Genomic DNA, 20,278 nt, shown 5'->3' on the forward strand with positions numbered 1-20,278 from the left:
GGATTCCGCAACCTCACCAACTACACCACCCGCAGCCTCATCCACGCCGGACGACTCAAGGACCACCTCGCAACCACCTAAAAGCGCCGATAAGCCCCACCTACCACACCCTCAAACACGAAGAGCCACTATTCAGGTAAGCATCACGCCCAGTGCCTGAGCGTCCAGGTCGCCGCCACCACCGACGCCACCCTGGTGGCCGTCTCAGACCCAGTGCCCGGCTCACGCCACGACAGTGCCGCACTTGGCCTGTGCGGCTGGGATGAAATCCTTACCGGCGCCGATTGGATAGCGGACACCGCCTACACTACACACGGCGCGCTGACCCCTATTAAGAAGACTCGAGGAAGAGATCGCCTGGAATGGGAAAAAGAGTTCAATAGGGCTGCATCCTCCACACGCGCCGCTATCGAGCACGCCATCGCCACATTGAAGAAATGGAAAATCCTATCCACCGGCTACCGCCGCCGCCTGGCAGAACTCCCCAGCATCATCACCCTGGTCACCAAATTCGAACTCTACAGAACAGGCTGATAAACCCCCACACGAATAACACCCTGAGCATGAAGCACAGTATCGGAGGAGTAGTACAAGCACCGCCATATCGTTCACCGCCAGTGCCTGCGACCAGTGGCAGAAGAATTCCCATAACCCCTCACTAGGAGAGAGCGAAGGTAGTGTGTGCAGGCGGAAAGGGTGCAGCAACAGCCGACGGGATCCGGGCCGGCGCCACACTCGGGGCAAAGGGGGGTGCAGCGATTGGCGTATGCATCGGCGGCCCCGCCGGCGCAGCAATCGGAGGCGTCATCGGCGGAATCGCTGGAGGTATCGCCGGATCATATGCAGGAAACGCTCTAGGCGACGGATTATTAGGCCTGTTCCGCTAGACACCCAGCACCCACGAAGCATTGACCGAAGCTTCCGATGATAACGAGGATCGGGTGTTACTCATCCGCTTCAGCAAATATCTCTATGACCTACGACAACATGGGAAATCGCCGCGTCCACAAGTAACACCCCGAGGCCCCGAAAGCCCAACATGAGACACGACCCAGCACAGCAAATAAACCACCGCCTTCACACACGGGGAGCGATTCAGTGCCTGATGACACAGTATACGGAATCATGTGCACAGCGATCGGCGCGGGAGCACTAGTCAATTGGTGGTTCGAGATGTTCTCCGACTCGCCTTATGCAGATCTGTGCCGTTCAATGATGGACTCCACCTTCGATCTGGGGCGCAACACCATCGCCCTCATTGAGCCCGCCATTGGAGGAATGATGTTCTTTGGAGGGCTATTTTTGCTGGCCGAAACGGACAGTCCCCTAGGGAAAGCAACTGGATGGTTATGCTTATCCTTCATGGCTCTGGCAATGTTAGGCCTTATCCCTTTCCCCCTGCCCAAGCCCATGTATCCTGAGTGGCAGATGGAGAAGCGCCGCCAGCGCAGAGCACAGGCCCACAGGGAAGAGCTGGCCACCAATCAGAACGACACCCCCACCCCCTCTCCCCACCACCCGAAACTCACCGCACAAACCGGCCCGGACGACAGCCTTCCACCCCGAGCGCACCACCGGGAAAGCAGCCCACCCCGACCGTGAGTCCATGACAGGCTTGATCGGAGCCGTCCTCCAAGCGCATCGCGAGGAATGGCAGCACGGCAAACGCTGCTACCTATCCCAGACCTCCATACAACGCTTGACTACCATGCTCCACACCGACCGCACCACCCACCACACCGTCATCATCACACCCGATAACCGGAGGAACACCCCGCCAAGAGACTTGACCGCAAATCCCCTACCTCGTCTACACACCCCCGGGCTGCCTGCAATTCGCAGGGGATGTCTACACTTCGGAGGGGCCCCACAGGTCAGCATCCAGGTGGCCCGTCTTCCTGCCGGATCAGCAGGCAGGGTCGAGCACACCTTGCTCGCCGGGTTCGATCATCGAGATTGAGGATGGCCGGCACAACTCTCCTCGCCGGTCTCCGGGGCGACCATGACGTGCTCGCCGTCGGGCACGATCCGCACCCTCAGGCCGTAGACCTGCTCCAGCACCTCCGGGCGCAGCACCTCGACCGGCGGCCCCTCGGCCAGGATCCGGCCGCCCGCCAGCACGGCGAGCCGGTCGCAGAAGCGCGCCGCCAGGTTGAGGTCGTGCAGGGCCACGACGGCGAGCCGGTCGGCATCGCGGTGGCAGATGCGCCGCATATGGGACAGCACCGCGACCTGGCGCCGCAGGTCCAGGGCGGAGGTGGGCTCATCAAGCAGGATGAGGCCCGGCCTGCGCACCAGCGTCTGAGCCAGGGCCACGAGCTGGCGCTGCCCGCCGGAGAGCTGCCCCAGGGGGCGGTCGGCCAGCTCGGCGACGCCGAGCTCGTCCAAGGCCCCCCAGGCCAGGGCGACATCCGCCCGACTCGTGCGCCACGAGACCCCCCGGCGCGAGGCGGTGAGCACTGATTCCAAGGCGGTCAGGGCCGCATCCCCGGGAAGCCCCTGAGGCATGTACCCCACGACGCCGCGCAGCTCGCGCCCACTGCGGCCCTCAAAGCTGACGGTCCCCGAGTATCGGCGCAACTGGGCCATGCAGGTCACCAGTGTGGACTTCCCCGCGCCGTTGGGGCCGAGCAGCCCCACCACCTGGCCCGTCCGCCAACTGGCGTCCACGCCGGTGAGCACGGGGCGCTTTCCATAGGCGAAGTGCAGGAACTCGACATCGAGGCTCATGATCCTCCCCTCGCCATGCTCCGGCGCCGGCCCAGGATGATGCCGAGGAAGACCGGCACCCCCACCAGAGCGGTGAGGATGCCCACGGGCACCGCCACCCCCGGGATGATGATCTGGCTGACCGCATGCGCGGCGGTCAACAGGGTGGCGCCGGACAGGATGGAGGCCGGGATCAGGAAGCGCTGGTCCTCCCCCACCAGCCCACGGGCCACATGCGGGCCCACCAGGCCCACGAAGCCGATGATCCCCACGAAGGCCACGGCCAGGGAGGCCAGCAGGGCCACGCCCACCAGGCTCCAGGAGCGCAGGCGCGAGACGTTGACACCCATGGCGGCGGCCCGCGCCTCCCCCAGGGCGATGGCGGTCAGGCGCCAGCCATTGATCCAGAAGACCGGCGTGGCCAGCGCCAGGGCGAGGCTCACCGTGATCACCGAGGCCCAGGTGGCGCGCATGAGGGAGCCCATGGACCAGAAGACGATCTGCTGGAGGCTCTCAGTGGAGGCCCGGTACTGCACCAGGGACAGCAGCGCCTGGCAGCTGAAGACCAGGGCGATGCCCAGCAGGATCGTCGTCTCCTTGGTCACCGCCGGCAGCCGGGAGACCGCGGCGATGGCCAGGGAGGCGCTCAGGCCCGCCGTCATGGCGGCCACGGCCAGGGTGGAGCCGGGCGCCAGGGGCAGGACGAGCCCGGTGACGATCGCCAGTGCCGCCCCCAGGGCGGAGGCGGCGGAGATCCCCAGGGTGAAGGGCTCGGCCAGGGGATTGTCCAGGATGGTCTGCATCTGCACCCCGGCAAGCGCCAGGGCCCCGCCCACCAGGACCGCCATGAGCACGGGGGGCAGGCGCAGGTTGACCACCACCGTGGCCACGCTCGGGTCGTAGTCGGCGTCGAGCAGTGAGGAGAGGACCTGCTGGGGGCTGAAGCCCAGCGGTCCCACCATGAGAGCCGCCACGAAGGAGACCAGGAGCAGCCCCACGAGGGCGAGCAGCACCCCCAGGCGGATCAGGGTCCGACGCCGGTAGGAGGCGTAGGCGGCGGCCGCGTCCCGGTCCTCATCCCGGTCCTTGCGCCCCTGCCGCTCGCGGGCCGGCACCGGCGGGTGACTGCGCCCCATCAGATACCGGTGATGAAGACGCCCTGCGCCTTCCACGGCATGAAGGTCTCATGGAACTCCTCCCAGGCCCCCTGGGGGTCCAGGTCCTTGAACTCCTCGGGGTTCTGCCACTTGGCGAAGGCCAGGTAGGCCACGAAGTTGTAGGGGGCGTCGTAGAACTGGTGGTAGACGCCGTAGACGCGCTTGTCGGCGAAGGCCGTGAGCTGGTCGAAGCCCGGCTGGTCCTTGAGCTGGTCCAGACTGGCCCTGGCAGAGGCCTCATCGGCCTTGTAGCCCAGATGGACATAGCTGGTCTTGGCAGTGTCCTTGAGCGTCTGCCCGCCCCACTCCCCGCCGGTGGCGATGATGTTCCGGGGTGCGGAGGCGATGACCTGCTCGGGGGTGAGCACCCCCTCCTCCCCGGGCAGCAGATCGTCGGCGATGTTCGTGCCCCCGGTGGCCGTGACCACGGCCCCCAGGTTCGCGGTGGAGTAGGTGGAGCAGGGGTCGTTGAGGCCGGGGCCTCGCCACAGGAAGGTGGTGGGCCTGGAGGACAGGCCCTTGGCCTTGTCCACCACCGGGTCCACATGCGTGGAGTAGAAGTCGAGGAACTGCTGGGCGGTGTCGCGGCAGTCCATGATCTCGCCCAGGAGCCTGACGGAGGGGACCGTGTTCCTCACCGGGTCGCGCCGGAAGTCGGTGACCACGTAGCGCAGGCCCTGGGCCTCCATCTTGCTGATGATGTCGCCCTGCGTGCCCTCGTTATAGGCATCCAGGGTGAGCACGACGACGTCGGGCTCGTGACTGATGAGCGATTCCACGGTGAGGTCACCGGACTTGATCGAGCCGATCGTGGGGATGCCCTCGGCCGCCGGCGCGACCTCCAGGAGCTTGTCATAGAAGTCGGGTGCCGCCTTCTGCAGGTCCGTGCCCCAGGCGACCACCTTGTCAAGGGGATTGTCCTTGTTGAGGAAGGCCAGGGAGTAGGCCTGGCGCGACTCGCTCATGACGACTCTGCGCGGCTGGGCCTCGAAGGCGACCTCGCGGCCGACCACATCGGTGACCGTGAACCCGCCCCCGCCGGAGCTCGATGCGGTGCCGGCGCTGGAGCCCCCGCCCGCCCGGGAGGCGACGCCGCATGCGGTCAGGGCCGCGGTCAGCGGCAGGGCGAGGAGCAGGGTGCGACGGCGCATGGCGAGTCCTTCACTGGGGCGATGCTGGTAGCGGGCTGGTCGGTGCCGGTTCATGACGGCTGGATCCCGTGCGCGCAGGGGCATCCGCTTTGCGTAACGAGATCGTTATCATATTAGGTATGGCTCACTTAACCGTCAAGAGCGCTCCGGGAGCTTCTCGCCTGACACACAAGAAGCTCGTGAGGATTGGTTGATTCCTGCAAGCGCGGAGGCCTCGCGAGTCACTGGCCCCCTCCTCGCCCCGGCCGCGGGAGCGCGCCGACTGCCATCCGGCGCGCACCCGCCATGGGCAGCACTTCCCGGGCTCGGATCGCTGCCAGCAGGCCCATCATCATGGGCCGCCGCGTAGAATCGGCCACGTGAGCAACCCCCTCATCGGCTCCCTGGAGCGGGCCGTCCAAGCAGCGCCCGATGATGTGCCCCTGCGCCTCCACCTCGCGGAGCAGCTCATCAGCGCCGGGCGCGGTGAGGAGGCCATCACCCACTGCGCCATGGCCCTGCAGCACTCCCCCGGCGACCAGACCGCCCGCGACCTCATGGCCCGTGCCCTGGCCCCCTCGTCCTCCCCCCAGGAGCCCGCCCCGCCTGAGACCACGGACCCGACGCCGCAGCAGCCCGGCTCCGGGCGCACCCCTGAGGAGGGCTCCCCACCAGCACCGGCAGCGCCCGACGGGGCCATCATCAATGGCCCTGCCACCGACTCCTCCGCCCCTGCCGACTCCGAGTCCGCCCGGCCAGCCCCGTCGGCACAGACCGCTGCCAGCCCCGGGCAGCCAGAGCCCACCGCAGCCCCCACACCCCCGGAGGGCTCTCAGCCCCCCGCGGACTTCGACTGGCAGCGGGCTGAGGAGGATCTGGGACCAGCGGGCCCCGCGGCCCCCTTCGTCCCCGGTACGACGCCGCAGCAGCCCGAGCGCATCCCCACCAGCACTCCCGAGCACGCCCCTGAGGACTGGGAGGTCGAGACACCCGGGATCACACTCGCCGATGTCGGCGGGCTCAGCGACGTCAAGGACCGGCTCGAGGCCTCCTTCCTGGCCCCCATGCGCAATCCCGAGCTGCGCCGCCTGTACGGCAAGAGCCTGCGCGGCGGCCTGCTCCTGTACGGCCCGCCGGGCGTGGGCAAGACCTTCATCGCCCGGGCTGTGGCCGGGGAGATGGGCGCCGGCTTCATCAACGTCACACTCACCGACGTCCTGGACCCCTACCTCGGCAACTCCGAGGCCAGGCTCCATGACATCTTCCAGCGAGGGCGCCGCAGCGCTCCCTGCGTCGTCTTCCTCGACGAGATCGATGCCATTGGGCTCAAGCGCTCGGCCACACGCTGGACGGGTCTGCGCGGAGTGATCAACCAGCTCCTCCAGGAGCTCGACGGGGTCGAGGCGAGCAACGAGGGCCTGTACGTCCTCGCCGCCACCAACGCCCCCTGGGATATCGACCCGGCACTGCGGCGCCCGGGGCGCCTGGACCGGGCTGTGCTGGTCCTTCCCCCCGATGCACCCGCCCGCAGCGCGATCCTCCACTCCCACCTCAAGAACCGGCCGATCGAGGGCATCGACCTGGACTACCTGAGCCGGGCCACGGACGGCTTGACCGGCGCCGATCTGGCACACCTGTGCGAGACCGCCGCGGAGAAGGCCCTCATGGAGTCGGTGCGCACCGGTGTGCCCCGGATGATCCAGATGCGGGACCTCCAGGCGGCCTTGGCGGAGGTGCGCCCCTCCACAGGGCCGTGGTTCGACGTCGCCCGCAACGTGGTGGAGTACGCCGACCACTCCGGGGAGTACGAGCCGCTGCGCCAGTGGATGAAGGCGCGTCGACTCCTATGAGTGCCGAGGATCCCCACCAGGAGTACGAGAGGCTGTCCTCCTACGCCTCCGACCTGGTCGCGGTAGGCAGGATTTCTCAGGCAGTCGAGACCCTGTCCACGCTCCTGGGCCGCTTCCCCCAGTACGAGGGCTACACCAGAATGCACCTGGCCCGTGCCCACAGCGACGGCGATCGCCACGACAAGGCAGTGGAGCAGGCGCGCCTGGCAGTGGCCGCCATGCCTCAGGAGCCGGCAGCGCACTTCGAGCTCGGCAGGGCCCTACTGTTCTCGGGCGATGCGGCGCAGGCCGAGCAGCCCCTGCGCACCAGCCTGCAACTCGACCCCCAGGATGCCACATCCTGGGGCGTCCTGGCCTGGTCCCTGCTCGAGATGGAGCGCAATGAGGAGGCCTTCCACGCAGGCGACCAGGCCGTGCGCCTGGACCCTGACTCGCCTCTCGCCCACTACACCGTCGGCGCCTCAGTGGTGGACAGCGACCTGCTCATGGCAAAACGCGCAGCGGAGAGCTCCCTGCGCCTCGATCCGGAGTTCGCTCCAGCAGTAAGACTGCTGGCGATCATCCAGCTCCGGCTGCTCAGGACGCGCGGCGGTGATCGCAGCGTGGCCAATCTCGCCGCGCTACTGCCCCAAGCGCCGGCAACCCGGGTCATGGTCGACATCATCGTCGCCCAGGTGGTCGGCATGGCCCACGCCGGCACACTGCTCGCCCTGATCACAGGCGGACTGGCCCTGGGCGCCATGTGGAACTCCGGCGCCCCGCCCGTTGCCGTGGTCGTCACGCTCCTGGTGGCCGCACTCCTGACAGTCCTGCTCATCTGCATGCGCGCCAGAGCCGTGCACGCAGCCCTGCCCGGCTCCCTGGGCCCGCGGATGCGGGGCACGCTGCGACGACGACCGCTCATCGCGCTGCAGGCCGTTGTCCTGGCAGCGCAGTGGGTGTGCATGGCCGCCGGCGCGGCCATCCTTCTGAACACGGGCAACGGCAGCCCGCTGGCATGGGCGCTCCTGGCAGGCGTGGGCGCCTGCGTGCTCAGCTACTTCCTGGCGCACCAGGCCTTCCGCAACGCCGAGGGCTGAATGGCCCCGCTGCGTGCCACTGGCAAGAGCAGGAGCCCGGGGCGGGGCGCTGAGTGCCGGCGACTTCGAGGTCGTGCCCTGAGAGGCCTGGAGGCACGGAGCCCGCAGGGCTCAAGAAGGGCGTCGCTTGGCGACTTCGGCGTCACTTGGCGGAATGGACGCACCTTCCAGGTGTCGCCTTTTCCGCGAAGTGACGCGCTTTCCGCCAAGTGACGCCCAACCGGGCCCCACCGGGCGCCGTCAGCCACGAGCAGGCGCTGCCCACCGCGCACGCCACGCCGCTGACTTCACAGGAAGCGCACAAGCTCACCTTAAGGCGGGCACACACGGGCCGACCACGGTGGAGCCATGCACCGCTCCACCACCCCCACCCGGGACCACCACGACCACCGCCCCTCCAGCGACCCCGCCACGGGCAGCCACCACGAGGGCGCCCACCCCGCTAGCGCGCCGGGAGCTCACCGCCGCTCGCACTCCCGCCGCCGCTTCCTCCTGGGCGGGGCCGCCGCCCTGGGCCTGACCGCCACCGGCACCAGCGCGTGGGCGCTCAACCGCTTCGTGGTGGACCACGTGGAGGTCTCCGACGTCGCCGCCCACGAGGCCGCCAACGCCGCCGTGACGCCCGCCGCTGCGCAGGCGGCCACGGATATCCGGATCACAGGCACCTCCTACTCCTCCTCGCGCACCAGCATCACCATCGAGCAGGTCACCACCGGCTCCGGGGCCCAGACCCTGACCTACTACACCGCCGACGTCAGGCTCTCCGACGCCACCTCCCTGCGCTCGGCCTTCGCCAACAACGAGTACGGCACGAACATCACCGCCAAGCCCACCCGGATCGCTGCCGAGCACGACGCCATCGTGGCCATCAACGGCGACTACTACGGCTTCCGCAGCGACGGCATCCTCATCCGCAACGGCGTGGTCTACCGCGACCAGGGCGTGCGCGAGGGCCTGGCGATCCATGCCGACGGGCGTATGGAGGTCTACGACGAGACCGCCACCAGCGCTCAGGCGCTCCTGGATGCCGGGGTCTGGAGCACCTGCTCCTTCGGCCCCGCCCTGGTCCGCGACGGCGCTGTCCCGGAGGGCATCGACAGCGTCGAGGTGGACACCAATGTCGGCAACCACTCCATCCAGGGGCAGCAGCCGCGCACCGCCATCGGCCTCATCGAGGACCACCACTATGTGCTCGTCGTCGTCGACGGGCGCTCGGAGGGCTACTCGCGCGGGGCCACCATGACCGAGCTGGCCCGGATCATGACCGACCTGGGATGCGCCACCGCCTACAACCTCGACGGCGGGGGATCCTCGGCCATGTACTTCAACGGCGCGATCATCAATCAGCCCTCCAACGGCGGGGAGCGGGCCACCTCCGACATCCTCTACATCGCCAACGGGGCCTGAGATGAACGGCACCAGCACGGACAGGCGCGCCGCCGCCCGCCAGAGCGCCCCCCACACGACCCTGGTGGTCCTCATCCCCGCCTACCAGCCCGACGAGCGCCTGCCCCGGCTGGTCGAGCGGCTGCGCGAGCAGGACCCCGGCTGCGCGGTGCTCGTCGTCGATGATGGCTCGGGCCCCGACTACGCGGGCGTCTTCGCCACCGCCCGGGCGCGCGGCGCCGAGATCGTCACCCGCACCGTCAACCAGGGCAAGGGCGAGGCCCTGCGCCGAGGGCTGGCCCGGGCCGCCTCCCACTGGCCGCGGGCCGACGTCGTGTGCGCCGATGCCGACGGCCAGCACACGCCGGCCGATATCGCGGCGGTGGCCGCCCGGGTGAGGGCCAGTGGGCGCATGACCCTGGGGGTGCGCCGCTTCACCGGGCCGGTGCCGCTGCGCAGCCGGATCGGCAATGACGTCACCGCCCTGCTGTTCCGGGCGGCGACGGGCTGGGCCCTGGGCGACACCCAGACGGGCCTGCGCGGCTACCCCGCCGGCGGGCTGGGCTGGCTCCAGGAGGTGGAGGGCGACCGCTACGAGTACGAGCTCGCCGCCCTGCTGCGCGCCCACGACCTGGGGATGGAGGTCGAGGAGGTGGGGATCGCCACCGTCTACGAGCCGGGCAACGCCTCCTCCCACTTCCGGCCCCTGCACGACTCCCTGCGCATCTACGCACCGCTGCTGGCCTTCATGGGGGCCTCGCTGGCCGGTTTCGCCATCGACTGGCTGGGGGTCATGGTGATCGTCGCCCTGGGCGGCGATCTGCTGGCGGCCGCCGTGGGAGCGCGCCTCCTGTCCGGGACGGCGAACTTCCTCCTCAACCGCCGGGTCTTCCGCGCCGCGCCCGGCACCGTGGGCCGCACGGCCCTGCGCTACACGGCCCTGGCGCTGGCCCTGGTGGGGGCCAGCTACGGAGCGCTGTGGGCTCTCACCGGCCTGGGCCTGCCCCTGGGCCTGGCCAAGATCCTCGGGGACTGCGCGATCCACCTGGTCAGCTATACCGCTCAGCGCCGCCTGGTCTTCCGCGAGAAGGCCTGAGCCCCCAGCACCACCCCGCGGTGCCGCCCCGCCGCCGGGCCCCGATACGGACTGCTAGCCTCTCTCGCAGGCGATCCCGTCGTTATCGCGATCCAATCCGCTGCGGTACCCCGGATCTCCCGCATACAGGGGGGCGGCTCCCGCCGCTCTGGCGGCGGCGCAGTTGGGGTAGTAGGCGCTCCCAGACTCCGGCTCGGGCTCCGGCTCGGGCTCAGCGGCAGCCTGCTGCTCCTGGCCCACCAGGGGCGCCGTGACGTCAGGGGCCTGGGCCTCGGGCTCCGGCTGGGCTGGCGGGACCGGGGAGTAGATGACCGTGGGCACGGGCGTCGGCGTGTACACGACTGTGGGCACCGGTGTGGGGGAGTAGACGACCGTGGGCACGGGCGTCGGCTCATGGACCACGGTGACCACGGGTGAGGGCTCCGCCTGCGGGGCCGGGTCCGTGCTGCTCGCCGCTCCGCTGGAGCCGATGCCCGCACCGAGCATGAAGGTGGCGATGAAGGGCGCGGACCTCCGCAAGAATCCTCTGCGCCTGGGCGCCGCTTGGAAGAGCGGTGCCCCTGGGAGAGTGCTCGGCGAAGGCGGGATGGGGCTGGCAGGCATGCTCATGGAGGCCTCGGTGGGAGTAAAGACGGGTGGGGATGCGCCGGTGATCGGCATCGCCAAGTCAAGCACCGCGCCGCCGTAGGAGACCCCATACTCCCGGATCGTCACCAGATCGTGCCATTGCGCCTCCTGCGGCGGCCACGGGCAGGCACGGGACGCCCCGCAGCAGCCGCGGGCACTACTGCCGGGCCCGGGCTCATCCGGGGACGATGAGCCCGGACTCGTAGGCGGCGATGACCAGCTGGGCGCGATCCCGGGCACCCAGGCGCGCCAGGAGGGCGGTGATATGCGTGCGGCACGTGGCCCGGGTGATGGACAGCTCGGCCTCGATCTGGCTGTTGGACAGGCCCCGGGCGATGAGCACGAGCACCTCTCGCTGGCGCGGGGTCAAGCCCCGCACCCGGCCACGCAGCTCGGCGGAGGGCCGGCCGCTGCCCGCGCTGCGCGCCAGGAGGCGGGCCAGCACCCCGGGGCCGAGCAGGGACTGCCCGGCATGGAGGGTGCGCGCGGCGTCCACGAGCGTCTGGGGCTCGGCATCCTTGAGCAGGAAGCCCGAGGCGCCCGCCCGCAGCGCACCCAGCACGTAGTCGTCGAGCTCGAACATGGTGAGGATGAGGACCCGCGTTCCCGCCAGGGCGGGATCGGAGCAGATGCGGGCCGTGGCCTCGATACCGCTGAGAACGGGCATCTGGATATCCATGATGACGAGGTCCGGGCGCAGCTCGACGCTGCGGGCCACCGCCTCAGCGCCGTCGCCGACCGCGGCCACCACACTCATGTCCGGCTCCGCCTCCAGCAGCACGGCCAGGGAGGCCCGCAGCAGGCCCTGATCCTCGGCGATGAGGATGCGCATCGGCTCACTCCGCCCGACCGGGGCACTGCGGGCGCCGCGCCGCCCCTCGCGCCGCCCCATGCCGCGCGCTCCCGGGCAGCGGCAGGCGGGCCTCGACGACGAAACCAGGCCGCGCGCCCATTCGGCTGCCGGTCCACAGCTCGCCGCCCAGGGCCTGGACCCGTTCGCCCAGGACGCGCAGCCCCAGGCCGGTCCCGGGGCGGGGGACCCAGCCGGGGGCGGGGCCGGCATCGGCGATCCTCAGGTGCACCGCGCCCTCCTGGAGCCCCTCGTGCCCGTCACCGCACCATCCATCCCGTTCATCGTCCCACCACAGGCGGATCGTGGCGGCCACGGGGCCCGCATGCCGGGCGGTGTTGCTCAGCGCCTCGCGGATCACCGCTCCGACGGCGTCGATGAGGGCCGCGGGCACGAGGCCGGCGCCCCGGGTGAGCTCCGGTGCGATGCTCACCCGGGCCTCCACCCCCTGCTGGCCGGCCTGCGAGACCAGGGCGGCCACGGAGTCGGCCAGCTCCCGGGGAGGCGGGACAGCCGAGCGGAGGCCGCCCGACGTCCCACCGGTGAGGCCGTCCTCCACGGCGGGGTGGGCCCCGTCCCGGTCAGCGGCTATCCCCGCCGTCGGGCGGCCCGGGGCCGGGGAGCCCGGAAGGGGGCGACACGGCTCCAGCCCCGGGCCGGGTCCGCGGATGCCACTGCTGCGCAGAATGACGAGCATGTCGCGCAGCCCATCGGTGGCCTGACGCGATGCCTCCTGGATATCCGCCAGGGCCCGCAGCAGCTGCTCGGGATGCGAGTCGAGCCGCTGGGCGACCGCGGCTCGCACGGTGATCGCGCCCAGACCCCCCGAGATGGTGTCGTGCAGGTCGCGGGCGATGGCCAGGCGGTCCTCCGCCACCGCGCGGGCCGCGGCCTCCCGCGCCAGGGACTGCTCGTAGGCCACACGGTCCCGGCGCCGCAGCCACATGGTGGCCACGACCAGGCCCACCAGCCCCGCCAGGACCAGCATGGGCACGTAGCGCGGACCGGTCACAGGCACCGCAACGGAACCGCACAGGCCGATCAGCAGTGTGGTGACGACGGTGATCGTCCAGGTCATCCCCGACCTTCGCGGCGGAGTGGAGACGGGTTCAGGGGAGCCGGGCACCCGACCAGTCTATGGATGCCGCCGCGGCCGGGCATCGGACCAGGGTTCGATGGACTCCGGCCCGATCACCCCGGCGCGGATCCTCCCGCGGTCCCTTCGCCCCGGCGCCTCCCTCGTTCATGCTCCGGGCATGACATCCTTCCGCTTCTCCCGATCCACCAGAGCCGGAGCGCCCGCAGCCCCATCGTCGTCCAAGCGCGGACCCGCCGGCGGCCCGACCGCGGTGGCCGATCCGGCGGGCGCCCCGCGGGCCGCACGGGTGCTCCGCAGAGTGTTCGCCGTGGCCTACGTCTGCATCGTCCCCCTGGGCCTGGGCAGGCTCGTGCTGGCCGAGGGGCAGCGCCACGGCCCCATGATGGCGGCCTACGCCCTGCTGTTCGCCATCGGGGTGTGCGCCTGGAACTCGGAGCTGCTGACCGGGGCGAGGCGGATCGGGGCCCACCCGCTGAGGGCGCTGGGGACGCTCGCACTGGGGGTCGCCATCCTCCTCGCCCTGGAGGCGGTGGGGTCGCTGATCGCAGGGTGGCTGGCGGGAGTGGTGCCCGGCGGCGCGCAGGATCTGGGCAATGACACGAGCATCAGCCGGATCCTGGGGGCCTACCCGCGGCCTGTCGTCGTCGCGGTCCTGGGGGTGATGGGGCCCTTCGTCGAGGAGCTGTTCTTCCGGCAGTTCCTCATCCCCCTCATCGGGGATCGCACCCGATCCTGGGTGGGGGTGGTGGTCTCCGGGATACTGTTCGGCATGCTGCACATGAGCTCGCTGCAGCCCTCGGAGTGGATCGGCATCATCCCCCACATGTGCTTCGGGCTCGCCATGGGGATCCTGTTCCTGCGCTCGCGCCGCAACCTCCTCCTGCCGGCGGGCATTCACATCCTCAACAACGCCTCCACTTTCCTGGCCAACACGTGAGGCCCGTTGCAGCGCCGCGCTCCCGCCCGGGCCCCTCGGGCCAGCGGGTCGACGGCGTCGATGCCGCTGGTCCGGGCGGCGGGCTGGATCCTCCTCTCAGTGACCCCGGCCCCTCACCCGGGACCCTCCACCGGCGCCCTCCGTCGGGACTCCGCCATCGATCCGGGCACCCCGGCCTCAGGAGGCGGGCCGGTAGGTGAAGGCATCCCAGCCCAGGGCCTCGATGCGGGCGGCCAGGCGCTCGCAGGCGGCGTCCCAGCCCGGGGCCACGGCGATGAAATCCGCCCGCGCCCCCTCGGACCTGGCCTGCTGGAGGGCGTAGGTGCGAGCCCCCGCCGCGTGCACGCGCCGAGCCACCTCATAGGCGTCCTCGGCCGTCACGTCCCCGGGGGCCACCGTGGTGCGCACCTCGAAGTCCGGCCCGCCGCGCCCGGCCGCCTCCACCAGCATCTCCAGGCAGTCCCAGGCCTTGCGCCCGGTGCGGGGGCGGCCCACCACCTGCGGGTAGTGCTCGGGCAGGGCCTTGACGTCCAGGCCCACCCAGTCCACGAGCCCGGCCGCGACCAGATCGGTCAGCCTCCGCGGGTAGGCCCCGGCCGTGTGCAGCCCGACCTCGAAGCCCAGAGCCCTGGCCTCGGCCGCCGCGGCGGCGCAGGCGTGCTGGCGCAGCGCCTCCCCGCCGGTGAAGACCACGGCATCGAGCAGGCCCCGGCGCCGTGAGAGCAGGTCGCGCACCTCCCGCCAGCTGACCTTGCTCGGCACCCGGATGGGGATGAGGTCCTGGTTGTGGCAGTAGTGGCAGTTCCAGGGGCAGCCCTGGGTGAAGACCGTGGCGCTCAGGCGCCCGGGCCAGTCGACGGTGGACAGAGGCACCAGCCCCGCGATGGCGAGCTCGGAGGCGGGGCAGTGCGCGGAGGGGGCGCCCCCGGCGGGGTGGAAGGGCTGCGGCGCGCCGTCCAGCCCCAGCGGCCCGCCCTGGGCCTGGGCGGCGCCGCCCGGGCCCAGGGGCCGCTCCCCGCCGGCCCGCACGTCTCCGGGCTGCTCGTCCCCGGGCCGCGCGCCCCTGGGCGGCGCCCCAGCGGACTGGAGCGCCTGGGACGGGCCACCGCCTGCCGGCCCCTCGGGCTCCCCGAGAGCCCCGGGCCGGGACCGGGCGGACCGGGCCCCGTCGTCGCCCCCGAGCCCGACGGCCTCGGAGCGGCGCAGGCGGGTGCGGAGGGAGGAGCCCTCCTCAGGACCACCCGCTCCCCCGGCCCGTGTGCCTGTGCGGTGCGCTCCCGCGAGCGCGCGATTCGTCGTCATGGGCTCTCAGCATCTCATCCGACGGCGGCCAATCGGGAGACCGCCGGGCCGTGGCCGTGCGCGGCGTCCTCGGTGAACATCCGGCGCTCGGCGTACTCGCCCTTCTTGCCGATGTTGAAGGAGCGCACGGGGCGGAAGTAGCCCATGACCCGGGTCCACACCTCGCACTCGACCGGCTCGGCGCCGGGGCGCAGGGCGGCGCACTTCTCGCAGGTGGCGTGCTCCCCGGCCAGGTAGCCGTGGGTGGGGCAGATGGAGAAGGTGGGGGTGACGGTGATGTAGGGGGTGCGGAAGGCCGTCAGGGACCGGCGCACGAGCTCCTTGCAGGCCTTGGCCGAGGAGATGCGCTCGTTCATGTAGAGGTGCAGGACGGTGCCGCCGGTGTACTTGGTCTGGAGCTCCTCCTGCATCTCCTGGGCCTCGAAAGGGTCATCGGTGTGGCCCACGGGCAGCTGGGAGGAGTTGGTGTAGTAGGGGTTGACCTCGGTGCCGGCCTGGATGATGCCGGGGTAGCGGGCGCGATCCTCCTTGGCGAAGCGGTAGGTGGTGCCCTCGGCGGGGGTGGCCTCCAGGTTGTAGAGGTGGCCGGTGTCCTCCTGGAAGGCCACCATGCGCGCGCGCACGTGGTCGAGGATCCGCACGCACATGGCGTGGCCGCGCGGGTCGGTCAGGTCGTAGCCGCCGTCGTCGTGGTTCCGGGTGAAGTTGCGGACCATCTCGTTCATGCCGTTGACGCCCAGGGTGGAGAAGTGGTTGTCCAGGGAGCCCAGATAGCGCTTGGTGAAGGGGAAGAGCCCGGCCTCGATGTGGTGGCCGATGACCTCGCGCTTGAGCTCCAGGGTGTCGCGGCCGATGGCCAGGAGCCGGTCGAGGGCGGTGATGAGCCCGGCCTCGTCGTCGGGGTGCAGGTAGCCCAGGCGGGCCATGTTGATGGTGACCACGCCGACGCTGCCGGTCTGCTCCGCCGAGCCGAACAGGCCGTTGCCGCGCTTGAGCAGCTCGCGCAGGTCGAGCTGGAGGCGGCAGCACATGGAGCGGATCATGCCGGGGTCGAGCTCGGAGTTGATGAAGTTCTGGAAGTAGGGCAGGCCGTACTTGGCGGTCATGGCGAACAGGAGCTCGGTGTTGGGGGCATCCCAGTCGAAGTCCTTGGTGATGTTGTAGGTGGGGATGGGGAAGGTGAAGACGCGCCCGTCGGCGTCGCCGTCGGTCATGACCTCCATGAAGGCACGGTTGATGAGGTCCATCTCGGCCTGGAGGTCGCCGTAGGCGAAGTCGCAGAGCTCGTCGCCGATGAGGGGGTGCTCGTCGGCCAGATCGGCGGGGCAGGTCAGGTCGAAGGTGAGGTTGGTGAAGGGGGTCTGGGTGCCCCAGCGGCTGGGGACGTTGAGATTGAAGATGAGCTCCTGCATGCACTGCTTGACCTGGTCGTAGGTCATGTCGTCCAGGCGGACGAAGGGCGCCATGTAGGTATCGAAGGAGGAGAAGGCCTGCGCGCCGGCCCACTCGTTCTGGAGAGTGCCCAGGAAGTTGACGATCTGGCCGACGGCGGAGGAGAAGTGCTTGGCGGGGCCGGCGGCGATGGCGCCGGGGACGCCGTTGAATCCCTGGACCAGGAGGTCCTTGAGGGACCAGCCGGCGCAGTAGCCGGCGAACATGTCCAGGTCGTGGATGTGGAGGTCGGCGTCGCGGTGGGCCCGGCCGGCCTCGGCGGGGTAGACCTGGGAGAGCCAGTAGTTGGCGATGACCTTGCCGGAGGTGTTGAGCATCATCCCGCCCAGGGAGTAGCCCTGGTTGGCGTTGGCGTTGACGCGCCAGTCGGAGCGGTCCAGGTACTCGGTGATGGTGGCCACGGCGTCGACCATGGGGCGCTGGCCGCGGGCGACGGCGGAGTCGGCCGAGCCCTGGGCGACGAGCCCGTCGTGAGGAGCGGGGGCGAGCGCGGGCCGGGCCCCCGCGCTCGTCACCGTGGGGCGGGGGCGAGCGCGGTCGGCGGGCGAGGGGGCGGTGGCGGCGTCGGGGGTGTGGTCAAGCACGGCTCTCTCCGGTGGTCAGGATCCGGTCGGGTTTCTCGCGGCGGCGTCGGGCCCCGGCTTGCCGCGTGGCGGCCGGGCCCGGCGGGTGCCGCCGCTGCCGTCCGGGAGCGACCCGGGCGGCGGCACCGGGGCCGAGCCTACTCCTCAATGACACTGATGAAACACATCATCTAGGGGTGAATATTCCAAGCGACCACAACATGTTGTATATAGAGAGGGACCTTCGTCCCGATAGGCAACGCCTTCCCGCACAATCCCGCGGACACCCTCAAGCCCCGAGGCGACTCAGCAGACCCGTGCGCGTGACTTAGATCACTTGTGATCGGCGTGTTGGGACGACAGCCGCTGGCCGGCGCCCATGCTCGAGACCTCCCCGCGCCCTCCCCACTTTCGACAATTTGCATGAGATCGGCGTTTTCCAGGCCCGGAGAAGTACGATCTCATGCAAATTGTCGAAAGTGGGGGTTGCGGCGCCAGCGGGCGAAGCCCCCCTCGGAGTTGATGACCTGGCCGGTGATCCAGCGCGCCTGGCCGTTGCCTCGGGGCAGTCGGCACGCGGGGAGTCGGCGATGCTTCAGCGAGCAGCATCGTCAACGGCGCACTCGGCGACGGCAAGCCCCTCAGCCGAGGCCGAAGGCGTGCAGGACCGTCTCGACCGTGACCTGATGGCGCAGTCTCGTGGCCGTGTTCTGATTGGCGAACATCCCCGGCCGCCAGACGGCCTCTGACAGTGCAACCGCGTGCTCCCACCGCACGGGCACCACCCATTCGGCCAGGTCGTCGGACTCATCCCCTTCGTGGCAGTAGCCGCCCTCCAGCGGCAGGTCCTGAAGGAGTCTCCCAGCACCGTCGCAGTCCACCACTGCCTCGTCGAAGCGCCGGGCCTCCCCCTCAACGGTGCCCACGCCGACATAACCGCGGCCGGGCACGCAGACGAATACGCGAGCACCCACCGGAAGCCGGCGCAAGGTCCGCGAGTACCAGGCGCCCCCGCCTCCTGAGACGAAGCCGAACCGCATGGCATCAGCCCAGCGCCGCGACCCGCCCGTCTCGCCGAAGGCCACGTACCAGTCACGACCATTCCACTCATCCCCGATGGCCCCGGCGCGGCTCCTGGAGGCAGGCGCCTCCACCGCCCAGCCGCTCGGCCGCACCGGCGCGACCCAGATCGAGAGGATGTCCTCGATCATGTCAGCGGTGCGCCTGCGAATATCGTCATCACCCCACTCCTGAGGGTGACCGGTGGTGACCGCCCTGGTGATGAGCAGACTGGTCGTCGCTTCCAGGGCCTTGCGCTTGGACTCCCACGAGGAATTGGACAGGGAGGAGTTGAGCCTCTGGGTCACCAGGGTGAGGTTCCCCAGGGTGTGCAGGAGCCTGTCACGGCGCGCGGCCGCGTCCTCCTCAGCACCGTCGTCGGCACTGTCGGCCCAGTTGGTGCGCCACTGCTGAGGCATGAGGTGCTCAACGGTGCAGGCGCCCCTGACGATCGGCTCCTCGGACCTGCGGTGGCCGTCGGGGTAGCCGCGGTGGTGGTCCTCGACGGCCTCGAGGATCATCCGGACCCGGCCCCGGATGAGACTGCGGTAGACGGGCTCGTGGAGGAGGGCCTCTCTGATCTCCTCATCATCAGGCCAGTAGGAGACGGGGGAGGTCTGGGCAGCCAGAAGGGCCTCGCACCGCTCCCCCATCCGTGCGGGGTCAGCCGCCACCGCGCGCATGAGCTGCTCGACGACGAAGCGGTTGAGGCCCGTGGAGGGCTTCCTCAGCAGGGATCGGCGCACCACCCAGCTCTCGACGGCGGCGATGAGCCGACGGCGCTGCTCCCCGGGCACGTCCTGCTGGGATGGCTCCAGGAGCCAGACCATGAGCGGTTTGAGCACGTCCAGACCCAACGCCTCCGCCCTGTAGTGGAGCATGCCGAGGGCATCGAGCTCTCCGTGCGGAGCGCTGGAGGCCTCATTAAGCCGCTGGTAGCGCAGTGCCGCGGCAGAGAGGTCAGCCAGCACCGCCATCTGGCCGCGACCCTGGCTGTGGGTGTAGCGCTTGAAGGCCGCGAAAGTGGTGCGGGCGGGCACAACAGCTCCGGTGCGGGCGGTCAGCCACCAGTTGAGGAAAGCCACCGAGCGGGGCTGCTGGGTCTCTCCGAATCCGCTGCGCTGCTGCCAGAACTCCGTCTCGAAGTGCCCCCAGTGGCGCTCATAGATGCTCTGGGTGGACGGGGAGTGCGGGTCGAGGCTCTGCAGGAGGAAGTTCTTGACCAGGTCCATCGCTGTCAGCGGGGTGCCGCGGGCGTTGAGGGTCTCGAAGATGGACTGGGCGTCTTCCCAGGGCGAGAGCCGAATGGAGACGATTCTCAGCCCGCGCGCGGCGGCGCCGGTGACAGCGGTGGCACGGGCGGCCAGCTCTGGGGAGGTCTCCTCCTGGCCACTGCTCATCGCGTCCTGCGGCGATGAGAGGAGCCAGTCGTTGATGACCGTGCGGAAATAGAGGTCGGCGCGGGCGAAGCGCGAGGCGCGGGCCCAGGCGGGAACCGCGTCGGCGCTGGCCGCATCAAGGACGGCTCTGTAGGCATCACGGTCCTTGTTCGTGGGCCAGACTTTGAAGGCGTCCTCAGGGCGGGAATGGCCGGGAGCCACCTCGTTCCGGGTGAGCCGCTCGGCGCGGCGGGCGAGGTCCTCCAGCCCATGATCGCGCAGGACCCCGGCCAGGGCGTGGAGGAGAAGCTGCAGGGTGGTCAGGCGCTGCTGACCATCGATGATGGTCATCGAGGACATCTCGGAGAACCCGGTCTGGCGCTCCTGAAGGACGATCGCTCCCAGGAAGTGGCCGTCGTCGGCACCAGTGGCGCGGTGGGCGAGGCCGCTCTCGGCCAAGGCGCGCAGGTCCTCCCACAGGGGAGCCCACTGCTCCTCCTGACCCCATACGTAGGGCCGTTGGAAGACAGGCGCGTCCATGCGCATCTCCAAGGAGAAGAGGTCCTGGGGGACTGTGGGCTCGGTGAACACGGGGGCTCCTGA

General features: G+C 70.2%; 14 protein-coding genes and 1 pseudogene. 6 read left to right on the forward strand and 9 right to left on the reverse strand.

From position 1 onward, the window contains the following. Nucleotides 1-117: 117 nt before the first annotated feature. Nucleotides 118-534 (forward strand): annotated as a pseudogene (locus tag J5X07_RS08410) (transposase family protein); the annotation flags it as partial. A gap of 1,413 nt (nucleotides 535-1,947) precedes the next feature. On the opposite strand, the gene J5X07_RS08415 reads toward J5X07_RS08410, so the two are convergent. From J5X07_RS08415 to J5X07_RS08425, 3 genes are read right to left on the reverse strand one after another with little or no spacing between them, the layout of a single operon-like run. Then, on the reverse strand, nucleotides 1,948-2,730 hold the full coding sequence (locus J5X07_RS08415; RefSeq protein ID WP_124934132.1) for an ABC transporter ATP-binding protein: 783 nt from the start codon (nucleotides 2,728-2,730) through the stop codon (nucleotides 1,948-1,950). Next, nucleotides 2,727-3,845: a FecCD family ABC transporter permease gene (locus tag J5X07_RS08420; RefSeq protein WP_208479443.1), complete on the reverse strand. Its 1,119-nt coding sequence runs from the start codon at nucleotides 3,843-3,845 to the stop codon at nucleotides 2,727-2,729. Before J5X07_RS08420 ends, J5X07_RS08415 begins: the two co-directional genes overlap by 4 nt. Beyond that, a complete protein-coding gene (locus J5X07_RS08425) occupies nucleotides 3,845-5,017 on the reverse strand; it encodes an ABC transporter substrate-binding protein (protein ID WP_208479445.1) in 1,173 nt (390 codons plus the stop codon). The genes J5X07_RS08420 and J5X07_RS08425 overlap by 1 nt, the downstream gene beginning before the upstream one ends. A gap of 359 nt (nucleotides 5,018-5,376) precedes the next feature. On the opposite strand from J5X07_RS08425, the gene J5X07_RS08430 reads away from it, so the two are divergent. The 4 genes from J5X07_RS08430 to J5X07_RS08445 all read left to right on the forward strand — a co-directional run bounded on the left by J5X07_RS08430 (nucleotide 5,377) and on the right by J5X07_RS08445 (nucleotide 10,407). Beyond that, nucleotides 5,377-6,846, forward strand: coding sequence for a tetratricopeptide repeat protein (locus J5X07_RS08430; RefSeq protein WP_208479447.1), 1,470 nt, complete (start codon nucleotides 5,377-5,379; stop codon nucleotides 6,844-6,846). Further along, nucleotides 6,843-7,925, forward strand: coding sequence for a tetratricopeptide repeat protein (locus J5X07_RS08435; protein WP_208479449.1), 1,083 nt, complete (start codon nucleotides 6,843-6,845; stop codon nucleotides 7,923-7,925). The genes J5X07_RS08430 and J5X07_RS08435 overlap by 4 nt, the downstream gene beginning before the upstream one ends. A 348-nt stretch (nucleotides 7,926-8,273) precedes the next feature. Beyond that, entirely contained in the window at nucleotides 8,274-9,332 is a 1,059-nt protein-coding gene (locus J5X07_RS08440; RefSeq protein ID WP_208479451.1) for a phosphodiester glycosidase family protein, read from the forward strand. A gap of 1 nt (nucleotide 9,333) precedes the next feature. Then, nucleotides 9,334-10,407 carry a bifunctional glycosyltransferase family 2/GtrA family protein gene (locus J5X07_RS08445; protein ID WP_179901202.1) on the forward strand — a complete coding sequence of 358 codons (1,074 nt, stop codon included), beginning with the start codon at nucleotides 9,334-9,336 and terminating at the stop codon, nucleotides 10,405-10,407. 54 nt (nucleotides 10,408-10,461) lie between these two features. On the opposite strand, the gene J5X07_RS08450 is transcribed toward J5X07_RS08445, so the two are convergent. The 3 genes from J5X07_RS08450 to J5X07_RS08460 form a co-directional block, all read right to left on the reverse strand. Further along, nucleotides 10,462-10,926 carry an excalibur calcium-binding domain-containing protein gene (locus tag J5X07_RS08450; RefSeq protein WP_228069833.1) on the reverse strand — a complete coding sequence of 155 codons (465 nt, stop codon included), beginning with the start codon at nucleotides 10,924-10,926 and terminating at the stop codon, nucleotides 10,462-10,464. A gap of 283 nt (nucleotides 10,927-11,209) precedes the next feature. After that, nucleotides 11,210-11,866 (reverse strand): response regulator, encoded by a 657-nt coding sequence (locus J5X07_RS08455; RefSeq protein ID WP_228069832.1) that lies wholly within the window; start codon nucleotides 11,864-11,866, stop codon nucleotides 11,210-11,212. Between the two features lie 4 nt (nucleotides 11,867-11,870). Beyond that, a complete protein-coding gene (locus J5X07_RS08460; RefSeq protein ID WP_208479453.1) occupies nucleotides 11,871-12,962 on the reverse strand; it encodes a sensor histidine kinase in 1,092 nt (363 codons plus the stop codon). Between the two features lie 178 nt (nucleotides 12,963-13,140). Here J5X07_RS08460 and J5X07_RS08465 point away from each other — a divergent pair, with 178 nt between their 5' ends. Then, the gene (locus tag J5X07_RS08465) at nucleotides 13,141-13,920 is read left to right on the forward strand and encodes a CPBP family intramembrane glutamic endopeptidase (protein ID WP_179901347.1); all 780 of its coding nucleotides are present in this window, start codon (nucleotides 13,141-13,143) and stop codon (nucleotides 13,918-13,920) included. A 177-nt stretch (nucleotides 13,921-14,097) separates the two neighbouring features. On the opposite strand, the gene J5X07_RS08470 is transcribed toward J5X07_RS08465, so the two are convergent. From J5X07_RS08470 to J5X07_RS08480, 3 genes are all read right to left on the reverse strand, one after another. Continuing rightward, nucleotides 14,098-14,880 carry an anaerobic ribonucleoside-triphosphate reductase activating protein gene (locus tag J5X07_RS08470; protein WP_228069863.1) on the reverse strand — a complete coding sequence of 261 codons (783 nt, stop codon included), beginning with the start codon at nucleotides 14,878-14,880 and terminating at the stop codon, nucleotides 14,098-14,100. A gap of 356 nt (nucleotides 14,881-15,236) precedes the next feature. After that, a complete protein-coding gene (locus J5X07_RS08475; RefSeq protein ID WP_243896636.1) occupies nucleotides 15,237-17,087 on the reverse strand; it encodes a ribonucleoside triphosphate reductase in 1,851 nt (616 codons plus the stop codon). 791 nt (nucleotides 17,088-17,878) lie between these two features. Beyond that, nucleotides 17,879-20,266, reverse strand: coding sequence for a GmrSD restriction endonuclease domain-containing protein (locus tag J5X07_RS08480; protein WP_208479459.1), 2,388 nt, complete (start codon nucleotides 20,264-20,266; stop codon nucleotides 17,879-17,881). Nucleotides 20,267-20,278 lie beyond the last annotated feature (12 nt).

It is taken from the genome of Actinomyces bowdenii (genome assembly GCF_017592395.1).
In the GTDB taxonomy this organism is placed as follows: Bacteria; Actinomycetota; Actinomycetes; order Actinomycetales; family Actinomycetaceae; genus Actinomyces; species Actinomyces bowdenii.

What these genes read in the sequence shown, in the direction of transcription:
- J5X07_RS08415 (WP_124934132.1), bottom strand. Translation starts at nt 2,730, where the DNA reads ATGAGCCTCGATGTCGAGTTCCTGCACTTCGCCTATGGAAAGCGCCCC.
- J5X07_RS08420 (WP_208479443.1), bottom strand. Translation starts at nt 3,845, where the DNA reads ATGGGGCGCAGTCACCCGCCGGTGCCGGCCCGCGAGCGGCAGGGGCGC.
- J5X07_RS08425 (WP_208479445.1), bottom strand. Translation starts at nt 5,017, where the DNA reads ATGCGCCGTCGCACCCTGCTCCTCGCCCTGCCGCTGACCGCGGCCCTG.
- J5X07_RS08435 (WP_208479449.1), top strand. Translation starts at nt 6,843, where the DNA reads ATGAGTGCCGAGGATCCCCACCAGGAGTACGAGAGGCTGTCCTCCTAC.
- J5X07_RS08440 (WP_208479451.1), top strand. Translation starts at nt 8,274, where the DNA reads ATGCACCGCTCCACCACCCCCACCCGGGACCACCACGACCACCGCCCC.
- J5X07_RS08445 (WP_179901202.1), top strand. Translation starts at nt 9,334, where the DNA reads ATGAACGGCACCAGCACGGACAGGCGCGCCGCCGCCCGCCAGAGCGCC.
- J5X07_RS08455 (WP_228069832.1), bottom strand. Translation starts at nt 11,866, where the DNA reads ATGCGCATCCTCATCGCCGAGGATCAGGGCCTGCTGCGGGCCTCCCTG.
- J5X07_RS08460 (WP_208479453.1), bottom strand. Translation starts at nt 12,962, where the DNA reads ATGACCTGGACGATCACCGTCGTCACCACACTGCTGATCGGCCTGTGC.
- J5X07_RS08465 (WP_179901347.1), top strand. Translation starts at nt 13,141, where the DNA reads ATGACATCCTTCCGCTTCTCCCGATCCACCAGAGCCGGAGCGCCCGCA.
- J5X07_RS08475 (WP_243896636.1), bottom strand. Translation starts at nt 17,087, where the DNA reads ATGGTCGACGCCGTGGCCACCATCACCGAGTACCTGGACCGCTCCGAC.